Here is a 19,713-nt window from a genome sequence, read left to right on the forward strand (position 1 = left end):
CACTGCATATGCCACGACGACGACGGGAGAGCCGATGCGCACCGACGCCTGGTCGCCCATGGACGGTCGCCCCGCCCCGCAGGGGATGTACGACCCCCGCAACGAGCACGACGCCTGTGGCGTGGGCTTCGTAGCCACACTGACCGGTGTGCCCGGCCACGAGATGGTCGAGCAGGCGCTGACCGTCCTGCGCAACCTCGAACACCGCGGAGCCACCGGGTCCGAACCCGACTCCGGTGACGGCGCCGGAATCCTGCTCCAGGTGCCGGACGCCTTCCTGCGCACCGAGGTCCCCTTCGCCCTCCCCGACGCCGGAGCCTACGCCGTCGGCATCGCCTTCCTGCCCGCCGACGACTCCGCCGCGGCCGTCGCCGCCCTGGAACGGATCGCCGGCGAGGAGGGTCTGAACGTCCTCGGCTGGCGCGAGGTCCCGGTCACCCCCGGCATCCTCGGCAACGGCGCCCGCGCCACCATGCCCGAGTTCCGCCAGCTGTTCGTCACGGACGGCCAGAGCACCGGCATCGCCCTGGACCGCAAGGCATTCCTGCTGCGCAAGCGCGCCGAGCGCGAGGCCGGGGTCTACTTCCCGTCGCTCTCCGCCCGCACGATCGTGTACAAGGGGATGCTCACCACCGGGCAACTGGAACCCTTCTTCCCGGACCTCTCCGACCCCCGCTTCGCCACCGCGGTCGCACTGGTCCACTCGCGCTTCTCGACCAACACCTTCCCGAGCTGGCCGCTCGCACACCCGTACCGCTTCGTCGCGCACAACGGCGAGATCAACACGGTCAAGGGCAACCGCAACTGGATGAAGGCCCGCGAGTCCCAGCTCGCCTCCGGCCTCTTCGGCGACGCGCCGCTCGACCGGATCTTCCCCGTCTGCACCCCCGACGCTTCCGACTCCGCCTCCTTCGACGAGGTCCTGGAGCTGCTCCACCTCGGCGGCCGCTCGCTGCCGCACTCGGTGCTGATGATGGTCCCCGAGGCGTGGGAGAACCACGACTCGATGGACCCGGCCCGCCGCGCCTTCTACCAGTACCACTCCGCGATGATGGAGCCCTGGGACGGCCCGGCCTGCGTCACCTTCACCGACGGCGTCCAGGTCGGCGCGGTCCTCGACCGCAACGGCCTGCGCCCCGGCCGCTACTGGGTCACCGACGACGGCCTCGTCGTCCTCTCCTCCGAGGTCGGCGTCCTGGACATCGACCCCGCCAAGGTCGTCCGCAAGGGCCGCCTGCAGCCCGGCCGGATGTTCCTCGTGGACACCGCCGAGCACCGCATCATCGAGGACGACGAGATCAAGGCGTCCCTCGCCGCCGAGCACCCCTACCAGGAGTGGCTGGAGACCGGCGAGATCGAGCTGGAGGACCTCCCCGAGCGGGAGCACATCGTCCACACGCACGCCTCCGTCACCCGCCGCCAGCAGACCTTCGGCTACACCGAGGAAGAGCTGCGCGTCATCCTCGCCCCGATGGCCCGCACCGCCGGCGAGCCGCTCGGCTCCATGGGCACCGACTCGCCCATCGCCGCGCTCTCGGCCCGCCCCCGGCTGCTCTTCGACTACTTCACCCAGTTGTTCGCGCAGGTCACCAACCCGCCGCTGGACGCCATCCGCGAGGAGCTCGTCACCTCGCTGCGCTCCACGCTGGGCCCCTCGGGCAACCTCCTGGAGCCGAACTCCGCCTCCTGCCGCAGCGTCGCGCTCCCCTTCCCGGTGATCGACAACGACGAGCTGGCCAAGCTCATACACATCAACGCCGACGGCGACATGCCGGGCATGAAGGCCGCCACGCTCTCCGGCCTCTACCGGGTGGGCGGCGGCGGCGAGGCGCTGGCCGCGCGGATCGAGGAGATCTGCACCGAGGTCGACGCCGCCATCGAGGACGGCGCCCGCCTGATCGTCCTGTCCGACCGGCACTCCGACGCCGAGCACGCGCCGATCCCCTCGCTGCTGCTCACCTCGGCCGTCCACCACCACCTCATCCGCACCAAGCAGCGCACCCAGGTGGGCCTGCTGGTCGAGGCCGGTGACGTCCGCGAGGTCCACCACGTCGCGCTCCTGATCGGCTACGGCGCCGCCGCGGTCAACCCGTACCTGGCCATGGAGTCCGTCGAGGACCTGGTCCGCGCCGGCACCTTCATCGAGGGCATCGAGGCCGAGCAGGCCATCCGCAACCTCATCCACGCCCTGGGCAAGGGCGTCCTGAAGGTCATGTCCAAGATGGGCATCTCCACCGTCGCCTCCTACCGGGGCGCCCAGGTCTTCGAGGCCGTCGGCCTCGACCAGGCATTCGTGGACCGCTACTTCAACGGCACCGCCACCAAGATCGGCGGCGCCGGGCTCGACGTCATCGCCAAGGAGGTCGCCGCCCGGCACACCAAGGGCTACCCCGCCTCCGGCATCTCCGCCTCGCACCGCGCGCTGGAGATCGGCGGCGAGTACCAGTGGCGCCGCGAGGGCGAGCCGCACCTGTTCGACCCGGAGACGGTCTTCCGCCTCCAGCACGCCACCCGCAACCGCCGGTACGACATCTTCAAGAAGTACACGGACCGGGTGAACGAGCAGTCCGAGCGGCTGATGACGCTGCGCGGCCTGTTCGGCTTCACGTCGGACCGCCCCTCGATCGACATCGACGAGGTCGAGTCCGTCGCGGACATCGTCAAGCGCTTCTCCACCGGCGCCATGTCCTACGGCTCCATCTCGCGCGAGGCGCACGAGACCCTCGCCATCGCCATGAACCAGCTGGGCGGCAAGTCCAACACCGGCGAGGGCGGCGAGGACGCCGACCGCCTCTACGACCCGGCCCGCCGCTCGTCCATCAAGCAGGTCGCCTCCGGCCGCTTCGGTGTCACCAGCGAGTACCTGGTCAACGCGGACGACATCCAGATCAAGATGGCCCAGGGCGCCAAGCCCGGCGAGGGCGGCCAGCTGCCCGGCCACAAGGTCTACCCCTGGGTCGCCAGGACCCGGCACTCCACCCCGGGCGTCGGCCTCATCTCCCCGCCCCCGCACCACGACATCTACTCCATCGAGGACCTGGCTCAGCTGATCCACGACCTCAAGAACGCCAACCCGGCGGCCCGCATCCACGTGAAGCTGGTCTCCGAGGTCGGCGTCGGCACGGTCGCCGCCGGTGTCTCCAAGGCCCACGCGGACGTCGTCCTCATCTCCGGCCACGACGGCGGCACGGGCGCCTCCCCGCTCACCTCGCTCAAGCACGCGGGCGGCCCCTGGGAGCTGGGCCTCGCCGAGACCCAGCAGACCCTGCTGCTCAACGGCCTGCGCGACCGCATCGTCGTGCAGACCGACGGCCAGCTCAAGACCGGCCGCGACGTCGTCATCGCCGCACTGCTGGGCGCCGAGGAGTTCGGTTTCGCGACCGCGCCGCTCGTCGTCTCCGGCTGCGTCATGATGCGCGTCTGCCACCTCGACACCTGCCCGGTCGGCATCGCCACCCAGAACCCCGTCCTGCGCGACCGGTTCTCCGGCAAGGCCGAGTACGTCGTCAACTTCTTCGAGTTCATCGCCCAGGAGGTCCGCGAACTCCTCGCCGAGCTCGGCTTCCGCACGATCGAGGAGGCCGTCGGCCACGCCGAGCTGCTCGACACCGACCGGGCCATCACGCACTGGAAGGCGCAGGGCCTGGACCTCGCCCCGCTGTTCTACGTCCCCGAACTGCCCGAAGGCGCGGTCCGGCACCGGAACACCGAGCAGGACCACGGCCTGGTCAAGGCGCTCGACAACGAGCTGATCAAGCTCGCAGCCGACGCCCTCAAGGCCGACAGCCCCGAGGCCGCTCAGCCGGTCCGCGCGCAGATCGCCGTCCGCAACATCAACCGGACGGTCGGCACCATGCTCGGCCACGAGGTGACGAAGAAGTTCGGCGGCGCGGGCCTGCCCCAGGACACCATCGACATCACCTTCACCGGCTCCGCCGGCCAGTCCTTCGGCGCCTTCCTGCCGAGCGGCGTCACCTTGCGGCTGGAGGGCGACGCCAACGACTACGTCGGCAAGGGCCTGTCCGGCGGCCGCGTCATCGTCCGCCCGGACCGCGGCGCCGACCACCTCGCCGAGTACTCCACCATCGCGGGCAACACCATCGCCTACGGCGCCACCGGCGGCGAACTGTTCCTGCGCGGCCGCACCGGTGAGCGGTTCTGCGTCCGCAACTCCGGCGCCACCGTCGTCTCCGAAGGCGTGGGCGACCACGGCTGCGAGTACATGACCGGCGGCCACGCCGTCGTGCTCGGCGAGACCGGACGCAACTTCGCGGCCGGCATGTCCGGCGGCGTCGCCTACGTCGTCGACCTGAACCGCGACAACGTCAACGCCGGCAACCTCGGCGCCGTCGAGGAGCTCACCGACGCCGACAAGCAGTGGCTGCACGACGTCGTGCGCCGCCACCAGGAGGAGACCGCCTCCACCGTCGCCGGGAAGCTCCTCGCCGAGTGGGACACCGCGGTGGCCCGCTTCAGCAAGATCATCCCGTCCACCTACAAGGCAGTGCTCGCCGCCAAGGACGCCGCTGAGCTCGCCGGTCTCTCCGAGCAGGAGACCACCGAGAAGATGATGGAGGCGGCGACCAATGGCTGACCCCAAGGGCTTCCTGACCACCGGCCGCGAGGTCGCCGAGACCCGCCCGGTGGGCGAGCGCGTCAAGGACTGGAACGAGGTCTACGTTCCCGGCTCGCTGCTCCCGGTCATCAGCAAGCAGGCCGGCCGCTGCATGGACTGCGGCATCCCGTTCTGCCACAACGGCTGCCCGCTCGGAAACCTCATCCCCGAGTGGAACGACTACGCCTACCGCGAGGACTGGGCCGCCGCCTCCGAGCGGCTGCACGCCACGAACAACTTCCCGGAGTTCACCGGGCGGCTGTGTCCGGCCCCCTGCGAGTCGGCGTGCGTGCTCGGCATCAACCAGCCGGCCGTCACCATCAAGAACGTCGAGGTCTCGATCATCGACAAGGCGTGGGGCAACGGCGACGTCACCCCGCAGCCGCCCGAGCGCCTCTCCGGCAAGACCGTGGCCGTCATCGGCTCGGGCCCGGCCGGCCTCGCCGCCGCCCAGCAGCTGACCCGGGCCGGCCACACGGTCGCCGTCTACGAGCGCGCGGACCGCATCGGGGGCCTCCTCCGATACGGCATCCCCGAGTTCAAGATGGAGAAGTCGCACATCAACCGCCGCATCGAGCAGATGCGCGCGGAGGGCACCAAGTTCCGCACCGAGACCGAGATCGGCCGGGACATCGACGCCGCGAAGCTGCGCCGCCGCTACGACGCCGTGGTCATCGCCGCCGGCGCCACCGTCTCGCGCGACCTGCCGGTCCCGGGCCGTGAGCTGAACGGCATCCACTTCGCGATGGAGTACCTGCCGCTCGCCAACAAGGTGCAGGAGGGCGACCTGACGGTCTCCCCGATCACCGCCGGGGGCAAGCACGTCGTCGTCATCGGCGGCGGCGACACCGGCGCCGACTGCGTCGGCACCGCGCACCGCCAGGGCGCCCTGTCCGTCACCCAGCTGGAGATCATGCCCCGGCCGGGCGAGGAGCGGAACGCCAACCAGCCCTGGCCGACCTTCCCCATGCTCTACAAGGTCACCTCCGCGCACGAGGAGGGCGGCGAGAGGGTCTACTCCGTCTCGACGACCCGCTTCGAGGGCGACGAGAACGGCAACGTCCAGGCCCTCCACCTGGTCGAGGTGGAATTCAAGGACGGTAAGCTGGAGCAGAAGCCCGGCACCGAGCGGACCATCCCCGCGCAGCTGGTCACGCTCGCGATGGGCTTCACCGGCACCGACCAGGCCAACGGCCTGGTCAAGCAGTTCGGTCTGGAGCTCGACGCACGGGGCAACATCGCCCGTGACGAGGACTACGCCACCAACGTCGACGGCGTCTTCGTCGCCGGAGACGCGGGCCGCGGCCAGTCCCTCATCGTGTGGGCCATCGCCGAGGGCCGCTCCGCGGCACGCGGCGTGGACCGCTTCCTGACCGGAGCCAGCGAACTGCCGGCCCCGATCCGCCCGACGGACCGTTCCCTGATGGTCTGACACGGCACACAGACGTCCCGTACAACGGCGTACGGAACTGAACGCGGCGCCTGCCCGTCCCCGACCGGACGATTCGGCAGGCGCCGTGGCGCGTCCGGGGCAGGTCCCGCCCGGCCTCAGACGGTCAGGGCCAGCGCGCAGGTGGCGGCGCCCGTCGCCCCCACCGCCAGCACCAGACCGGTCAGCACGAACCGCCGTACGCCGATGCGCGTCCCCTGCCACCGGCACCGCTCGAACCACAGCAGCGTCGCCAGCGACCCCCACGGCGTGACCAGCGGGCCCGCGTTGACCCCGATCAGCAGGGCGAGCAGCTGGTGGTGGTTGCCCGCCGGGACGACCGCCTCGCCCGCCACGTACGCCGGAAGGTTGTTCAGTACGTTGGCGAGCCCGGCGCCCACCCCGGCGGTGCGCAGCATGCCCGCGAGGCCGTTGTCCGAGCCGAGCGCCCGCACCAGCAGCTCGTGCAGCCCGTGCGCGTCGACCGTCTCCACGACCAGGAACATCCCCGGCACCAGGACCAGCAGCCGCCACGGCACCAGCGACAGCCGCAGCTCCTCGCGGCGCCGCACCGCGTAGGCCGCCACCACGACCGCCATCGCCACCAGCGAGGCCGCCCACAGCGGCACGTCCACGACCAGGATCGCCAGCAGGAACCCGGCGCACGCCACCGAGCAGACGCCCAGCAGCACCCGGTCGTCGGGGGAGGGCACCGGCGGCGGGGTGTACGTGTCGGCGCCCCGCCGGCCGCGGCGCCAGTAGAACACCCACAGGCACAGCGCCGTCATCCCGATCGCGGCCAGCTGCGGCAGCCACATCACGGCCGCGAGCCCGGTGGGCGTCAGCGCCACCCGGTCCGCCGCCAGCAGGTTGGTCAGGTTCGACACCGGCAGCAGCAGGCTCGCGGTGTTGGCCAGCCACACCGTCGTCATCGCGAGCGGCACCGCCGCGATGCCCACCCGGCCGGCCAGCGCCAGCATCACCGGCGTGAGCAGGACGGCCGTGGTGTCCAGGTTCAGGGTGATCGTGGTCAGCGAGGCGAAGCCCACGCACAGCCCGAACAGCAGCGGATAGCGGCCCCGGCCCGCCCGGGCCACCCAGGCCGCGACCACGTCGAAGACCTGGGCCCGGCCCGCCAGCTCGGCCAGCACGATCACGGTGGCCAGGAACGCCAGCAGGGGCCCGATGCGCCGCATCTGGTCCTGCGCCGGACCGGCGGGCAGCAGCCCGGTCGCCGCGGCGATCACACCGGCCAGGAGCAGCCCGCCGGCCAGCCAGTCCAGGGGATGCGGCCGCCGCACCAGGGCGCGCGGAGACAGCGTGGAGTGATCGTTCCGCATGCGGTCATCGTGTCAGACCGGGCACCCGGCTCCGCTCAGCCCGTCAGCGCGGACGTCTTGAGGACCACCAGCAGCACCAGCACCGCCGCCAGCACCACGCACCCGGCCGCCTGCACCGCCGTACGCCGCCCGGCGGGGGCGTACGCGTACACGACCGTCACCGCCGCCCCGGTCAGCAGCCCGCCCAGGTGCGCCTGCCAGGAGGTGAACCCCGCCGAGATCAGCATCCAGACCAGGAACACGGCCAGGAAGCGGTTCACCGCCCGCATGTCCCGGCCCAGGCGCCGGCTGATCACGTAGAACGCGGCCGCGAGACCGAAGATCGCCCCCGAGGCGCCGACCGTGTCGCCGGACGGCGCGACCAGGTACACCAGCACCGAACCGCCCAGCGCGGCCAGCAGATACAGGGCGAGGAAGCGGACCCGGCCCAACTGCTCCTCGACCACCCGGCCGAGGTTCCACAGCGCGTACATGTTGAACACGATGTGCAGCGCCCCGAACGGCACCGACCCGAACGACGAGCCGTCCGGCGGCAGATGGAGGAAGGCCCCGGTCAGCAGCCGGTACCACTCACCGTCCACCACCCCGAACACGTCGTACCCGGGGTAGCCCCCGTCGACGTACACGTACCGTCCGCCGTCCGGGCCGGACAGCCCGGCCCCCGCCATCGCGAACCGGTCGACGAGCTCCGGGCGGATCAGCTCCGCCAGGTACGCCAGGACGTTGAGGCCGATCAGTACGTAGGTCACGACCGGCACCGCGCTGCGGGACACCGCACCGCCGAACGCCGTCCGCGCCTGCCGGACCGAGCGCTGCCCCTCCTTCACGCACTCCACGCACTGATGGCCGACCGCCGCCTCGCGCATGCAGTCCGGGCAGATGAAGCGCTCGCACCGGACGCAGCTCACGTACGTCTCGTACGAGGGGTGGCGATAGCACGTGGTGACGGCGGCCTCCATGGCCGGCTCCTTCGTCTGTACGGGGACCAGAGGCCGGTGGGGGCGGCGGCGATCAAGATAGCGAACGCGGCACGGCCGCCCGCATCCGGGCTCCGCGGGCCGCGACGGCACCCGAACGGGTGGGCCGTGGCCCGTCCCGCGGGAAACCCGACAGAGGATGTCGGGTTTCCCGGGTTCGATCGACGTCATGACTCCGACTTCCTGGACAGACTTCCGCACCGCCGAGCCGGCCCTCGCCGACACCGTGCGCCGGCGGTTCGAGCGGTACCGCCACCACGTCCTCGCGACGCTCCGCGCGGACGGATCGCCCCGGCTCACCGGCCTGGAGGTGGACTTCTGGCGGGACGAGCCGCACCTCGGGATGATGCCGGACTCCCGCAAGGCCCTCGACCTGCGCCGCGACCCCCGATTCTGCGTGCACGCCAACCCCGGGCCCGACGCCGGGATGGCCGACGGGGACGTCCGGATCTCCGGGCGCGCGGTCGAGGTGACCGATCCGGACGTGCTCGCCCGCTTCATCGACGAGAGGAAGCCGCCCGAGCCCTTCCACCTGTTCCGCGTCGAGCCGACCGAGGTGGTGCGCGTCGGCCTGGAGGACGGCGACACCCTCGTCATCAGCGCCTGGCGGCCCGGCCGGCCGCTGCGCACGATCCGCCGGGGCAACGACGAGGGGACGCTCTCGCAGGACCTCTGAGGGCGGCCCCGGCCCGTGGGCCGCGCGGCGGGCGGAGAATGGGCGGGTGCCTACCAAGAAGAAGCCCCAGGGGACCCCCTCGCCCGAGCGCCGCGCCGAACTGCTGGCTACCGCCGCCGAGGTCTTCGCCGCCCAGGGATACAACGCCACGACCGTGCGCAGGATCGCGGACGCGGCCGGGATGCTCGCGGGCAGCCTCTACTACCACTTCGATTCCAAGGAATCGATGGTGGACGAGATCCTCTCCACCTTCCTCGACGAGCTCTGGGAGGGGTACGACGCGGTGCTCGAAGCCGGGCTCGGTCCCCGGGAGACCATCGAGGCGCTGGTCACCGAGTCCTTCCGGGAGATCGACCGGCACCGCGACGCCGTCGCCATCTACCAGAAGGAGGCCCGGCACCTGGCCGCCCAGCCGAGGTTCCAGTACCTGGACGACTCGCAGCAGAAGTTCGAGAAGGCATGGCTCGGCACCCTGGAGCGCGGCGTCGCCGACGGCACCTTCCGCGCCGACCTGGACATCCGCCTGACCTACCGGTTCGTCCGCGACACCGTCTGGGTCGCCGCGTCCTGGTACCGGCCCGGCGGGCGGCACAGCCCCGAGGAGATCGCCCGCCAGTACCTGTCGATGGTCCTGGACGGAATCGCCCTGCGGCACTGACACGGCCGAGGTCACCCGCCACTCGCCGCCGGATCGTGCTAAGCTGGTCCCGTTGCAGTTTTGGTACCCATGAACTTTATGTGCGCCTGACGGGAATGCTTCGTCAGGCGCTTTATTGTTTTCCGGCTTTCTCCGGATGGGGCTCAATGCGGCGACTTGGAATTCGTAAAGTGCGAATTTCCGGCACTGCACCTCCTTAGGAGAATGACATGGCTACTGGAACCGTGAAGTGGTTCAACTCTGAAAAGGGCTTCGGCTTCATCGAGCAGGACGGCGGCGGCGCCGACGTCTTCGCCCACTACTCGAACATCGCCACCTCGGGCTTCCGTGAGCTCCTGGAAGGCCAGAAGGTCACCTTCGACGTCACGCAGGGCCAGAAGGGCCCGCAGGCGGAGAACATCGTCCCGGCCTAATTGCCGGACGCGTACCTCGCAGCCGGGGCCCGCACCGTGAAGGTGCGGGCCCCGGCTCGTGCTGTCCCAGGAGGACATCCCGTTATGACCCGCTCCGAACGTCAGGACCGCCCCGCCCGCAACCGCCCGTCGAGGGGGCGCGGCACGGCCCAGGCAAAGGCAACCGCACAGGGTTCCGGCAAGGGAACCGGAAAGGCGTCGCCCCGTCGCAGGGCCACGCCGCCGCAGGGCGAATTCACGCTGCCCGAGACCATCACCCCCGCACTGCCCGCCGTCGAGGCGTTCGCCGAGCTGGACATGCCCGCCGCCCTGCTGAAGACCCTTGCCGCGCAGGGCGTCACCGAACCGTTCCCGATCCAGGGCGCCACCCTGCCGAACTCGCTGGCCGGCCGGGACATCCTCGGCCGGGGCCGCACCGGCTCCGGCAAGACCCTCGCCTTCGGCCTCGCGCTCCTGGCCCGCACCGCCGGCCGCCGCGCCGAGCCGAAGGCACCCCTGGTCCTCGTCCTCGTCCCGACCCGCGAGCTCGCCCAGCAGGTCACCGACGCGCTGACGCCGTACGCCACCGCGGTCAACCTGCGGCTGGCCACCGTCGTCGGCGGTATGTCGATCACCAAGCAGTCGGCCACGCTGCGGCGCGGCGCCGAGGTGCTCGTCGCGACCCCGGGCCGGCTCAAGGACCTCATCGAGCGCGGCGACTGCCGCCTGGACCAGGTCTCGGTCACAGTCCTGGACGAGGCCGACCAGATGGCCGACATGGGCTTCATGCCGCAGGTCGTCGCCCTGCTCAAGCAGGTCGAGCCGGACGGCCAGCGCATGCTGTTCTCCGCGACCCTGGACAAGAACATCGACCGCCTGGTCAAGATGTTCCTCACCGACCCCGTCGTGCACTCGGTCGACCCCTCCGCCGGCGCGGTCACCACCATGGAGCACCACGTCCTCCATGTCCTGGACGAGACCGACAAGAAGGCCGTCGCCACGAAGATCGCCGCCCGCGAGGGCCGCGTGATCATGTTCGTGGACACCAAGCGGGCCGCCGACCGCTTCGCCAAGCGGCTGCTGGCCAGCGGGGTGCGGGCCGCCGCGCTGCACGGCGGGCGTTCGCAGCCGCAGCGCAACCGGACCCTGGACCAGTTCAAGAACGGCCAGGTCACCGCCCTCGTCGCGACGAACGTGGCGGCGCGCGGCATCCACGTCGACGACCTCGACCTCGTGGTCAACGTGGACCCGCCCACCGACCACAAGGACTACCTGCACCGAGGCGGGCGCACCGCGCGCGCCGGCGAGTCCGGCAGCGTCGTCACGCTGGTGCTGCCCGACGAGAAGCGGGACATGACCCGGCTGATGCAGGACGCGGGCATCGCGCCGCGCACCACCCGGATCAAGTCCAGCGACGAGGAGCTGACCCGCATCACCGGGGCGCGTGAGCCGTCCGGTGTCGCGGTCGTCATAGAGGTCCCGCAGCCGACCCAGCCGAAGCCGCGCACGCGGCCGGCCGGAGCCGGTACGGGCACCGGCGCCCGGGTCCGCTCGGGCAGCCGGGGCCGCGGGCGCCGGGGCGGCGGTGGCACGGGCGGGGCCGGGGCCGCTGCCGGTGGCGCTTCGCGCGGAACCGGCCGCAGCGGCGCGCCCACGCGCAGCCGTCGCGCCGCGTAAGGCGGGCGTTCAAGCCCCTCGGGCGATCGGGGAGCGGGGGTGCGGGGGCAGCGCCCCCGCGACCTCCGCTCCGAACGCCCGCCGCACCGCGTCCCCGCTCGCACGCCACGCGGCCGCCGCCTGCCGCGTCTCCTCGTCGCCCCGGCCGGCCAGCGCCTCCACCGCGACCCGCCAGTTGTCCAGCCCCGGGTCCCCGGACCGCAGCGCCCGGCGGGCCAGCTCCTCGTAGGACGCCCGGACGCCGAGTTCGCCCTCCAGCACCGTGGCGATCGCGCCGTGGCCCATCTGCTGGTCCCGGCCCGCGAACACCTGTCCCTCATGCACCAGTTCGACGGTAAGCGTCTCGCCGCCGTCGACCACATCCCGCCGCACCACGACCTCGTACGCCGCCCCGCCCCCGTACACCTCGCGCAACCCGGCCCGCAGCTCCCCCTCCAGGTCCGTGTCCAGCAGGCGCCGCGCCTCGCCCAGCGCCTCCTCGACCACCTCCCGCCGCGCCCCCGCACCGTGCCGCAGCAACTCCCGTACGGTCGCCGACGAGCCCCGGCGCACGGCCGTCAGCAGCGGCGCCTCGCCCTCGGGGCCCGGGCGGCACGGGTCCGCGCCGTACGCGAGCAGCACGCCCGCCGTCCGCGCGTGGCCGAGCCCCACCGCCCAGCGCAGCGCCGTGAACCCGAACTGCTCGGGCAGGTCCGGCCGCGCCCCGGCGGCGAGCAGCGCCTCGGCCACCTCCGTATGGCCGCCGCACGCCGCCCCGCACAGCGGCAGATCACCCGACTCCGGCCCGCAGGCCCGGTCGGGGTCGGCGCCCGCCGCGAGCAGCAGGCGCACCGCGCCCGGCCGGTCCGAGACCGCCGCGAGGTAGAGCGCGCTCATCCCCTCCGCGTCCACCGACTCGGCGGACACCCCGGCGCGCAGCAGCCGTACGACGGCGTCATCGCCCTCGTACAGGGCGTCGAACAGGCTCTGCCCGTCCGCCACCCGCACAGCTCGCAACCTCGGATCTTCTGCCACATTTCGACTGTAATACGCCCGGACTGAAACACCGTCGGCTCAGGTCGCGCAGTCGAGCACCGTGCGGCACAGCCCACACCTGGCCCGCACCCGGCCCCGGACCGGCACCCGGTTGCGCTGGTGGCAGGTAGGGCACGGGAAGGAGACCCGCAGCCCGTCCCCAGCCCCCTCGAAGGCGTACGGGACCTCCCGCCCCGGGGCCGCACCCCCGCCCGGATAATCCTGCGCGAACCGCCGGTCCCTGGCGTACCGGCGGCGGCCCGCCCAGCCGGCCGCCGCCAGCGGCGGCTGCACGCTCTCCCGCAGGGCCCGCGCCCGGCCCTCGGTGTACGCCGTGTACGCCTGCGGGCTGGTGAACCACGGCGAGGGGTCCTCGCCGAACACGAGCGCCCGCTTGGCCAGCACGTACCCGAACTCCTCCGGCGTGAGGTAGCCCAGCTTCTGGCTGGTGACGGCGTCCTCGCGGAACGCGTCCAGCAGCAGCCAGCCCGCCCCCAGATAGGCCGCCGCCGTGTCGGTCAGGATCTCGTTGTCCCGGGTCCCGGCGAATTCGAGACCGAGCCGGTGCAGCAGCACGTGCGTGACCTCGTGCGACAGGGCCGCGCCGATGTCCCGGCGGTGCGTACGGAAGCGGTCGTTCAGCTCGATGAAGTACTCCGGACCCGCCGCGAGTTCGACGCTGCCCGCGTGCTCCATCGCCCGGAACGCCACGATCATCCGGGCGTCCGGCAGCCGGAAGTGGCGCACCATCGCCCGCGCCACCCGCTGCGCGCCCAGGTGCAGATCGTCCGTATCGGCGAACGCGGCCTCCACGGGGGCCAGGCTGTCGGCGAACCGCTGGACACCGTCGTACGAAAGGCGCCGGTACAGCGCGGTGATCGCCGAGCGGACGGTGTCCAGATGCGGGAAACCGTGCTCGACCGGGCTGCGGCGAGGGCTGTCCGGCACGTCCCCACCCCCGCTCGCGCGACGCTCGACTCCTCCCCACTGTAGACCGGGGCGGGCGGCCCGGGGCCGTCAGCCGCCCGTGCGCACCGGCAGCCCCGGGCCCAGCTCCACGTACGGCGCCCCCGCACCCTCCGTCTCCAGCACCCACACCTCGTTGACCCCGTCCCGCAGCACCGGCCCCGGCACGTACAGCGTCCGCTGCGGGCCCACCGACCAGTAGCGGCCCAGGCAGAAACCGTTCACCCAGACGAACCCGCGCGTCCAGCCCGGCAGTTCCAGACCGGCGTGATCCACCCCGGACGCGTCCGCGATCTCGAACGTGCCCCGGTACAGGCCCGTCCCGCCGGACCCGTCGACCGGTGCGAACGGGACCCCCGCCACCGCGCCCGGCTCGTCGAACGCGTCGAGCCGCAGCGCCCGCGCCCGCACCCCGTGCAGGTACTGCCGCTCGTGCAGCACGCCCCCCGTGATCCCCTTCGGCTCGCCCAGGCGCGGCCCGTAGTTGACCCGGCCCAGCGACTCCACCCACAGCTCCACAACGGCGGGCCCCGCCACCGGCTCCGCCAGATCGGCCGCCTCCTCGCTCAGCACGCCCCGGCGCACCCCGTCCACGTACACCACGGCCCGGTCCCGCAACCCCGAGACGCCAAGGGTGTACGGGCGGCGCGGACCCGGCACGGCGACCCGGTAGCGCACCACGCCCCGGTCGACCCCCAGCTCCTCGAACGTGGGCGGCGCCCCGCACTCGGCCGTCTCCTCGTCGCCCAGCGCCTCCAGCACGGCCGGCAGCGGCGCCCACTCGGTCAGCTCCGCACGCACCGGCACCTTCGGCCCGACCGGCTCGGGCGGCAGCGGGGGCAGCGGCCCGTCCGCGTAGGCGGCCAGCACCTCACGGAACAGGTGGAACTTCTCCGTGGGCCGGCCGTACTCGTCGACGGGCGCGTCGTAGTCGTACGACGTCACCGTAGGCCGCAGCTCCTCGTCCTGGAGCGGGCCCGAACGGTTGGCACCCGCCCAGCCCGCGAAATTCGTGCCACCGTGCGCCATGTAGATGTTCACCGACGCCCCGCACTCCAGGATCTCCGCCAACGCGCCGGCGGCCTGCGCCGGGTCCCGCACGACCGGCGGCGCGCCCCAGTGCTCGAACCAGCCGCACCAGAACTCCATACACATCAGCGGACCCGTCGCCTGATGGCGGCGCAGCACCCGGAACGCCTCGCGGGCACCCGAGCCGAAGTTCGCCGTGGCGAGCAGACCGGGCACCGAACCACCGGTGAGCATGTGGTCCTCCGGCCCGTCCGAGGTGAACAGCGGCACGCCCACCCCGAACTCGCCGAGCAGATCGGCCACCTCGCGCAGGTAGACCGCGTCGGTGCCGTAACTCCCGTACTCGTTCTCGGCCTGCACCATGATCACCGGGCCGCCGCGCCCGATCTGGCGCTCCGCGACCTGCGGCAGCAGGGCGGCGAACCAGGAGCGCACCGCGTCGAGATAGCCCTCGTCACGGGTCCGCACCCGCCGCCCGAACCGGCCGGTCACCCAGGCGGGCAGACCGCCGTTCTCCCACTCGGCGCAGATGTACGGCCCCGGGCGCACGATCGCCCACAGCCCGGCCCGGTGCGCCGCGTCCAGGAACCGGCCCAGCGCCCCGACGTCCCGGAAGCCGCCGGGACGCGGCTCGTGGAGGTTCCACGGGACGTACGTCTCCACGCAGTTCAGACCCATCGCCCGCAGCATCGAAAGCCGGTGGTCCCACTGCGCCTCGTGCACCCGGAAGTAGTGCAGGGCCCCTGACAGCAGCCGTACGGGCCTCCCGTCGATCCGGAAACCGTCGTCCCCCACGGTGAAGTCAGCCATCGTGCTCGTTCTCTCCTGTGCGCGGAATGTCTCGGTCCAGCCTCACCCCTGGCGTGCGGCCGGTCCATGGACAAAGATCATGGCTGTTTGGACGCAGCGCCTGCTCCTGTGCGGCGCACGAGGCGGGGACCGGGGAGTGAAGGCCGATGTACCACACCTGGATGCGCTTCTTCACCCCGAGCCCGCTCCACCACCGCCTCGGCCTGGTCTGCCTCGGGGTCGGCCTCCAGCACGGCACCCTGCCGACCGTGGGCCCGCGCACCCTCGACCACCACGTGGCCGTCGTCATCAACGCGGGCAGCGGCTGGTTCGCCGGGCCGGACGGGCGCCGGGTGCCCGTGACCGCGCCCAGCCTGATCTGGCTGACCCCGGGCACCCCGCACCACTACGGCGCCGACCCGGCGACCGGCTGGGACGAGAGCTTCGTCGACTTCACCGGACCCGCCACCGCCACGTACACCGAGCTCGGCTACATCGAACCGGACCGCCCCCTGGTCCCGCTCGCCGACACCGCGGCCCCGCGCGCCGCGGTCGGCCGCATGGTCCGGGCGGCCCGGCGCGGCAACCCGCTCCTGGAGGTGGAGACCGGGGCCGCCGTGCACGAACTCCTCGTCGCGCTGCGCAGGGCCCGCGCCGACGTCGGCCCGGACGGCGACCCGGTCCTCCAGGCCCTGGCCCGCGACGCCTTCCAGCCGCTGTCGGTGGCCGAGCACGCGGCCCGGCACGGCATGACCTCCGCCGAGCTGCGGACGGCGGTGCGCCGGGGCGCGGGATGCAGCCCGAAGGACTACCTCCTCGGCATCCGGCTCGGCCGCGCCAAGGAACTCCTCGCCACCGGCGACCTGCCGATCGCGGCCGTCGCCCGCCGCGTCGGCTACGACGACCCGGCGTACTTCTCGCGCCTGTTCGCCCGCCGCGTGGGCATGGCCCCCGTCCGCTTCCGCGAGCAGCAGGGCCGCAGCGTGCCGGGCGGCTGGAGCGATCAGGTCCCGGACCCGGAGCACCCGCCGACGATCACCCCGTAGCCGGTCCCGAGGGGGTCCGGCGACCGGGGCGCGGACCCTCTAAGCTCGCTGACCATGACCACGAGCGACACCGACGACTCCGTACGCGTCGAACTGAACCGGCTGCGCCAGAGCATCGACAACATCGACGCGGCCGTCGTCCACATGCTGGCCGAGCGCTTCAAGTGCACCCAGCAGGTCGGTCACCTCAAGGCCGCCCACCAGCTGCCCCCGGCCGACCCGGCCCGCGAGGCCCGCCAGATCGCCCGCCTGCGCGAACTCGCGGAGAGCGCCCACCTGGACCCGGCCTTCGCCGAGAAGCTGCTGAACTTCATCGTCGCCGAGGTCATCCGCCACCACGAACGCATCGCGGAGGAGTCGGCGAAGCAGTAGCCCCCGGCCCCCGGCTCCGCCCCCGCCCGGCCCCACCGGAACCCCCCTGCACACCGCCCCGCGCATACGGCAGCATGTCCCCATGTCCGTACTGACGCGCGATGAAGCGCAGGCCCGAGCCCAGATCCTCGACGTGCAGCGATACACGATCGAACTCGACCTCACCGCGGGGGAGGAGACCTTCGACTCCCGGGCCGTGATCGAGTTCACCGCCCGCACGGCCGGTGACACCTTCATCGAGCTCAAGCCCGCGGCCCTGCGCTCGGTCAGCCTGGACGGGCAGCCGCTGGACCCCGCGGACCTCACCGAGAACCGGTTCCCCCTGCACGGCCTCACCACCGGCCCCCACGAACTGCGTGTCGACGCCGCGATGAGCTACTCCCGCACCGGCGAAGGCATGCACCGCTTCACCGACCCCAGCGACAACGAGACCTACGTCTACACCCAGCTGTTCATGGAGGACGTCCAGCGCGTCTTCGCCGCGTTCGACCAGCCCGACCTGAAGTCCGTCTTCGCCCTCACCGTCACCGCCCCCGAAGGCTGGACCGTCCTCGGCAACGGGATCGCCGAGCACACCGGCGACGGCCGCTGGACCCTCGCCCCCACACCCCCCGTCTCCACCTACCTCGTCGCCGTCGCCGCGGGCCCCTGGCACTCCGTGACCACCGAGCACGCCGGCCTGCCCTTCGGCATCCACTGCCGCCGGTCCCTCGCCCCCCACCTCGACGCCGACGCCGACGAGATCCTCGACATCACCCGGGCCTGCTTCGACCGGTTCCAGCAGAAGTTCGACGAGCCCTACCCGTTCGACTCCTACGACCAGGCGTTCGTCCCCGAATTCAACGCCGGCGCCATGGAGAACCCCGGCCTCGTCACCTTCCGCGACGAATTCGTCTACCGCTCGGCCGTCACCGACACCGAACGCCAGACCCGCGGCATGGTCATCGCCCACGAGATGGCCCACATGTGGTTCGGCGACCTCGTCACCCTCGCCTGGTGGGACGACATCTGGCTCAACGAGTCCTTCGCCGAGTACATGGGCTACCAGACCCTCGCCGAAGCCACCGGCTTCACCGACACCTGGGTCGAATTCGGCGTCGCCCGCAAGGGCTGGGGCTCCGACGCCGACCAGCGCCCCTCCACCCACCCCGTCGCCCCCGACCCCGCCGACGTCCCCGACACCGCCTCCGCCCTCCTCAACTTCGACGGCATCTCCTACGCCAAGGGCGCCTCCGCCCTGCGCCAACTCGTCGCCTGGCTCGGCGAGAAGGACTTCCTCGCGGGCATCAACACCCACTTCGCCCGCCACAAGTTCGCCAACGCCACCCTCGCCGACTTCCTCGACAACCTCGCCTCCGCCACCGACCGCGACGTCCACGGCTGGGCCGACCAGTGGCTGCGCACCACCGGCATCGACACCCTCACCGCACACACCACCGAGACCGACACCACCTGGTCCCTCACCGTCGGACAGCAGGGCACCCGCCCCCACCGCATCAGCGTCGGCGCCTACGACCACTCCCTCGACACCCGGCACGGCCCCACCCCCCTCGTCCTGCGCGAACGCTTCGAAACCGGCATCCCCGAGGACACCTCCGTCACCCGCCCCGGCCGCCGCCCCGCCCTCGTCGTCCTCAACGACGAAGACCTCACCTACGCCAAGATCCGACTCGACCCGGACTCCTGGAACACCGTCCTCACCAGCCTCTCCGGCATCCCCGACGCCCTCACCCGCGCCGTCCTCTGGAACGCCGCCCGCGACATGGTCCGCGACGGCGAACTCGCCCCCAGCACCTACCTCGAAGCCGCCCGCACCCACCTCCCGTACGAGACCGACCTCGCCCTCCTCCAAGGCGTCCTCCTCTTCACCGGCACCCGGATCGCCGACCGCTACACCGCCCCCGACGACCGGCCCGCCGCCCTCGCCACCCTCACCGCCCTGTGCCGCGACCTCATCCGCCGCACCGAGGACGGCACCCACCCCGGGCTGCGCCTCACCGCCGTACGCCACCTCATCGACGCCGCCACCCAGCCCGACACCATCCAGGGCTGGCTCACCGAGGACACCGTCCCCGGCGGACCCGAACTCGACCCCGAACTGCGCTGGCGCATCCTCACCCGCCTCGCCGTCCTCGGCGCCGCCGACGAGACCGCCATCGCCGCCGCCCTCGAAGCCGACCCCAGCGCCACCGGCCAGGAAGGCGCCGCCCGCTGCCGCGCCGCCCTGCCCGACCCCGAGGCCAAGGCCGCCGCCTGGCACGCCATGTTCAGCGACGACAGCCTCTCCAACTACCTCTTCACCGCCACCGCCCAAGGCTTCTGGCAGCCCGAACAAGCCGACCTCGTACGCGCATACGTGCCCCGCTACTACCCCGACGCCGCCCAACTCGCCGTCCGCCGGGGCCCCGCCATCGCCGAAGCCGCCGGAGCCCACGCCTTCCCCGCCCACGCCATCGACGCCGACAGCCTCCGCCTCGGCGAAGAAGCCCTCACCGACCAGGCCCTCATCCCCGCCCTGCGCCGCAAGCTCACCGACCAGATCGACGACCTGCGCCGCGCCCTGACCGTACGCAACGCCCACTGACCCAGGACGCGTACCGAAAACACCCGCACCACCCGTGCCCGGCCCGCACCTCACCACCGAGGAGCAGGCCGGGCACACCCGTACAACAGCACCCCCATACCACCCCGCCCCCCGACAGCCCGCCCCCAATCGCACCGGTCACCCTTTCG

The 19,713-nt window shown here is 72.3% G+C and carries 14 protein-coding genes; 9 read left to right on the forward strand and 5 right to left on the reverse strand.

Annotated features, from left to right (window positions below; genetic code table 11):
• Positions 1-34: 34 nt before the first annotated feature.
• Entirely contained in the window at positions 35-4,594 is a 4,560-nt protein-coding gene (gene gltB / locus E6R18_RS03500; RefSeq protein ID WP_136315339.1) for a glutamate synthase large subunit, read from the forward strand.
• On the forward strand, positions 4,587-6,047 hold the full coding sequence (locus E6R18_RS03505; RefSeq protein ID WP_136315340.1) for a glutamate synthase subunit beta: 1,461 nt from the start codon (positions 4,587-4,589) through the stop codon (positions 6,045-6,047). Before gltB ends, E6R18_RS03505 begins: the two co-directional genes overlap by 8 nt.
• 116 nt (positions 6,048-6,163) lie before the next feature.
• Here E6R18_RS03505 and E6R18_RS03510 read toward each other — a convergent pair whose 3' ends face one another.
• Positions 6,164-7,384, reverse strand: coding sequence for an SLC13 family permease (locus E6R18_RS03510; RefSeq protein ID WP_136315341.1), 1,221 nt, complete (start codon positions 7,382-7,384; stop codon positions 6,164-6,166).
• A 35-nt stretch (positions 7,385-7,419) separates the two neighbouring features.
• On the reverse strand, positions 7,420-8,343 hold the full coding sequence (locus E6R18_RS03515; protein ID WP_136315342.1) for a rhomboid family intramembrane serine protease: 924 nt from the start codon (positions 8,341-8,343) through the stop codon (positions 7,420-7,422).
• Between the two features lie 187 nt (positions 8,344-8,530).
• On the opposite strand from E6R18_RS03515, the gene E6R18_RS03520 reads away from it, so the two are divergent.
• From E6R18_RS03520 to E6R18_RS03535, 4 genes are all read left to right on the forward strand, one after another.
• Positions 8,531-9,037 (forward strand): pyridoxamine 5'-phosphate oxidase family protein, encoded by a 507-nt coding sequence (locus E6R18_RS03520; RefSeq protein WP_136315343.1) that lies wholly within the window; start codon positions 8,531-8,533, stop codon positions 9,035-9,037.
• 46 nt (positions 9,038-9,083) lie between these two features.
• Complete coding sequence (locus tag E6R18_RS03525) at positions 9,084-9,695, forward strand: TetR/AcrR family transcriptional regulator (protein ID WP_136315344.1); 612 nt, start codon at positions 9,084-9,086, stop codon at positions 9,693-9,695.
• Between the two features lie 209 nt (positions 9,696-9,904).
• On the forward strand, positions 9,905-10,108 hold the full coding sequence (locus E6R18_RS03530; RefSeq protein ID WP_018555593.1) for a cold-shock protein: 204 nt from the start codon (positions 9,905-9,907) through the stop codon (positions 10,106-10,108).
• 84 nt (positions 10,109-10,192) lie between these two features.
• Positions 10,193-11,764 carry a DEAD/DEAH box helicase gene (locus E6R18_RS03535; protein WP_136315345.1) on the forward strand — a complete coding sequence of 524 codons (1,572 nt, stop codon included), beginning with the start codon at positions 10,193-10,195 and terminating at the stop codon, positions 11,762-11,764.
• Positions 11,765-11,773: 9 nt separating this feature from the next.
• Here the strand turns inward: E6R18_RS03535 and E6R18_RS03540 are convergent, their stop codons facing one another.
• The 3 genes from E6R18_RS03540 to E6R18_RS03550 form a co-directional block, all read right to left on the reverse strand.
• Positions 11,774-12,778, reverse strand: coding sequence for an ankyrin repeat domain-containing protein (locus E6R18_RS03540; RefSeq protein ID WP_240799579.1), 1,005 nt, complete (start codon positions 12,776-12,778; stop codon positions 11,774-11,776).
• 39 nt (positions 12,779-12,817) lie between these two features.
• The gene (locus E6R18_RS03545; RefSeq protein WP_136315346.1) at positions 12,818-13,726 is read right to left on the reverse strand and encodes a hypothetical protein; all 909 of its coding nucleotides are present in this window, start codon (positions 13,724-13,726) and stop codon (positions 12,818-12,820) included.
• A gap of 69 nt (positions 13,727-13,795) precedes the next feature.
• On the reverse strand, positions 13,796-15,583 hold the full coding sequence (locus tag E6R18_RS03550) for a glycoside hydrolase family 35 protein (protein ID WP_136315347.1): 1,788 nt from the start codon (positions 15,581-15,583) through the stop codon (positions 13,796-13,798).
• Positions 15,584-15,729: 146 nt separating this feature from the next.
• Between E6R18_RS03550 and E6R18_RS03555 the strand changes: the two genes are divergently transcribed.
• From E6R18_RS03555 to pepN, 3 genes are all read left to right on the forward strand, one after another.
• Positions 15,730-16,608, forward strand: a complete 879-nt coding sequence (locus E6R18_RS03555) for an AraC family transcriptional regulator (protein ID WP_136315348.1) — start codon at positions 15,730-15,732, stop codon at positions 16,606-16,608.
• A gap of 54 nt (positions 16,609-16,662) precedes the next feature.
• The gene (locus E6R18_RS03560; protein ID WP_136315349.1) at positions 16,663-16,980 is read left to right on the forward strand and encodes a chorismate mutase; all 318 of its coding nucleotides are present in this window, start codon (positions 16,663-16,665) and stop codon (positions 16,978-16,980) included.
• An 82-nt stretch (positions 16,981-17,062) separates the two neighbouring features.
• Positions 17,063-19,564, forward strand: coding sequence for an aminopeptidase N (pepN, locus tag E6R18_RS03565; protein WP_136315350.1), 2,502 nt, complete (start codon positions 17,063-17,065; stop codon positions 19,562-19,564).
• Positions 19,565-19,713 lie beyond the last annotated feature (149 nt).

It is taken from the genome of Streptomyces sp. A1277, assembly GCF_004795015.1.
Taxonomy (GTDB): domain Bacteria; phylum Actinomycetota; class Actinomycetes; order Streptomycetales; family Streptomycetaceae; genus Streptomyces.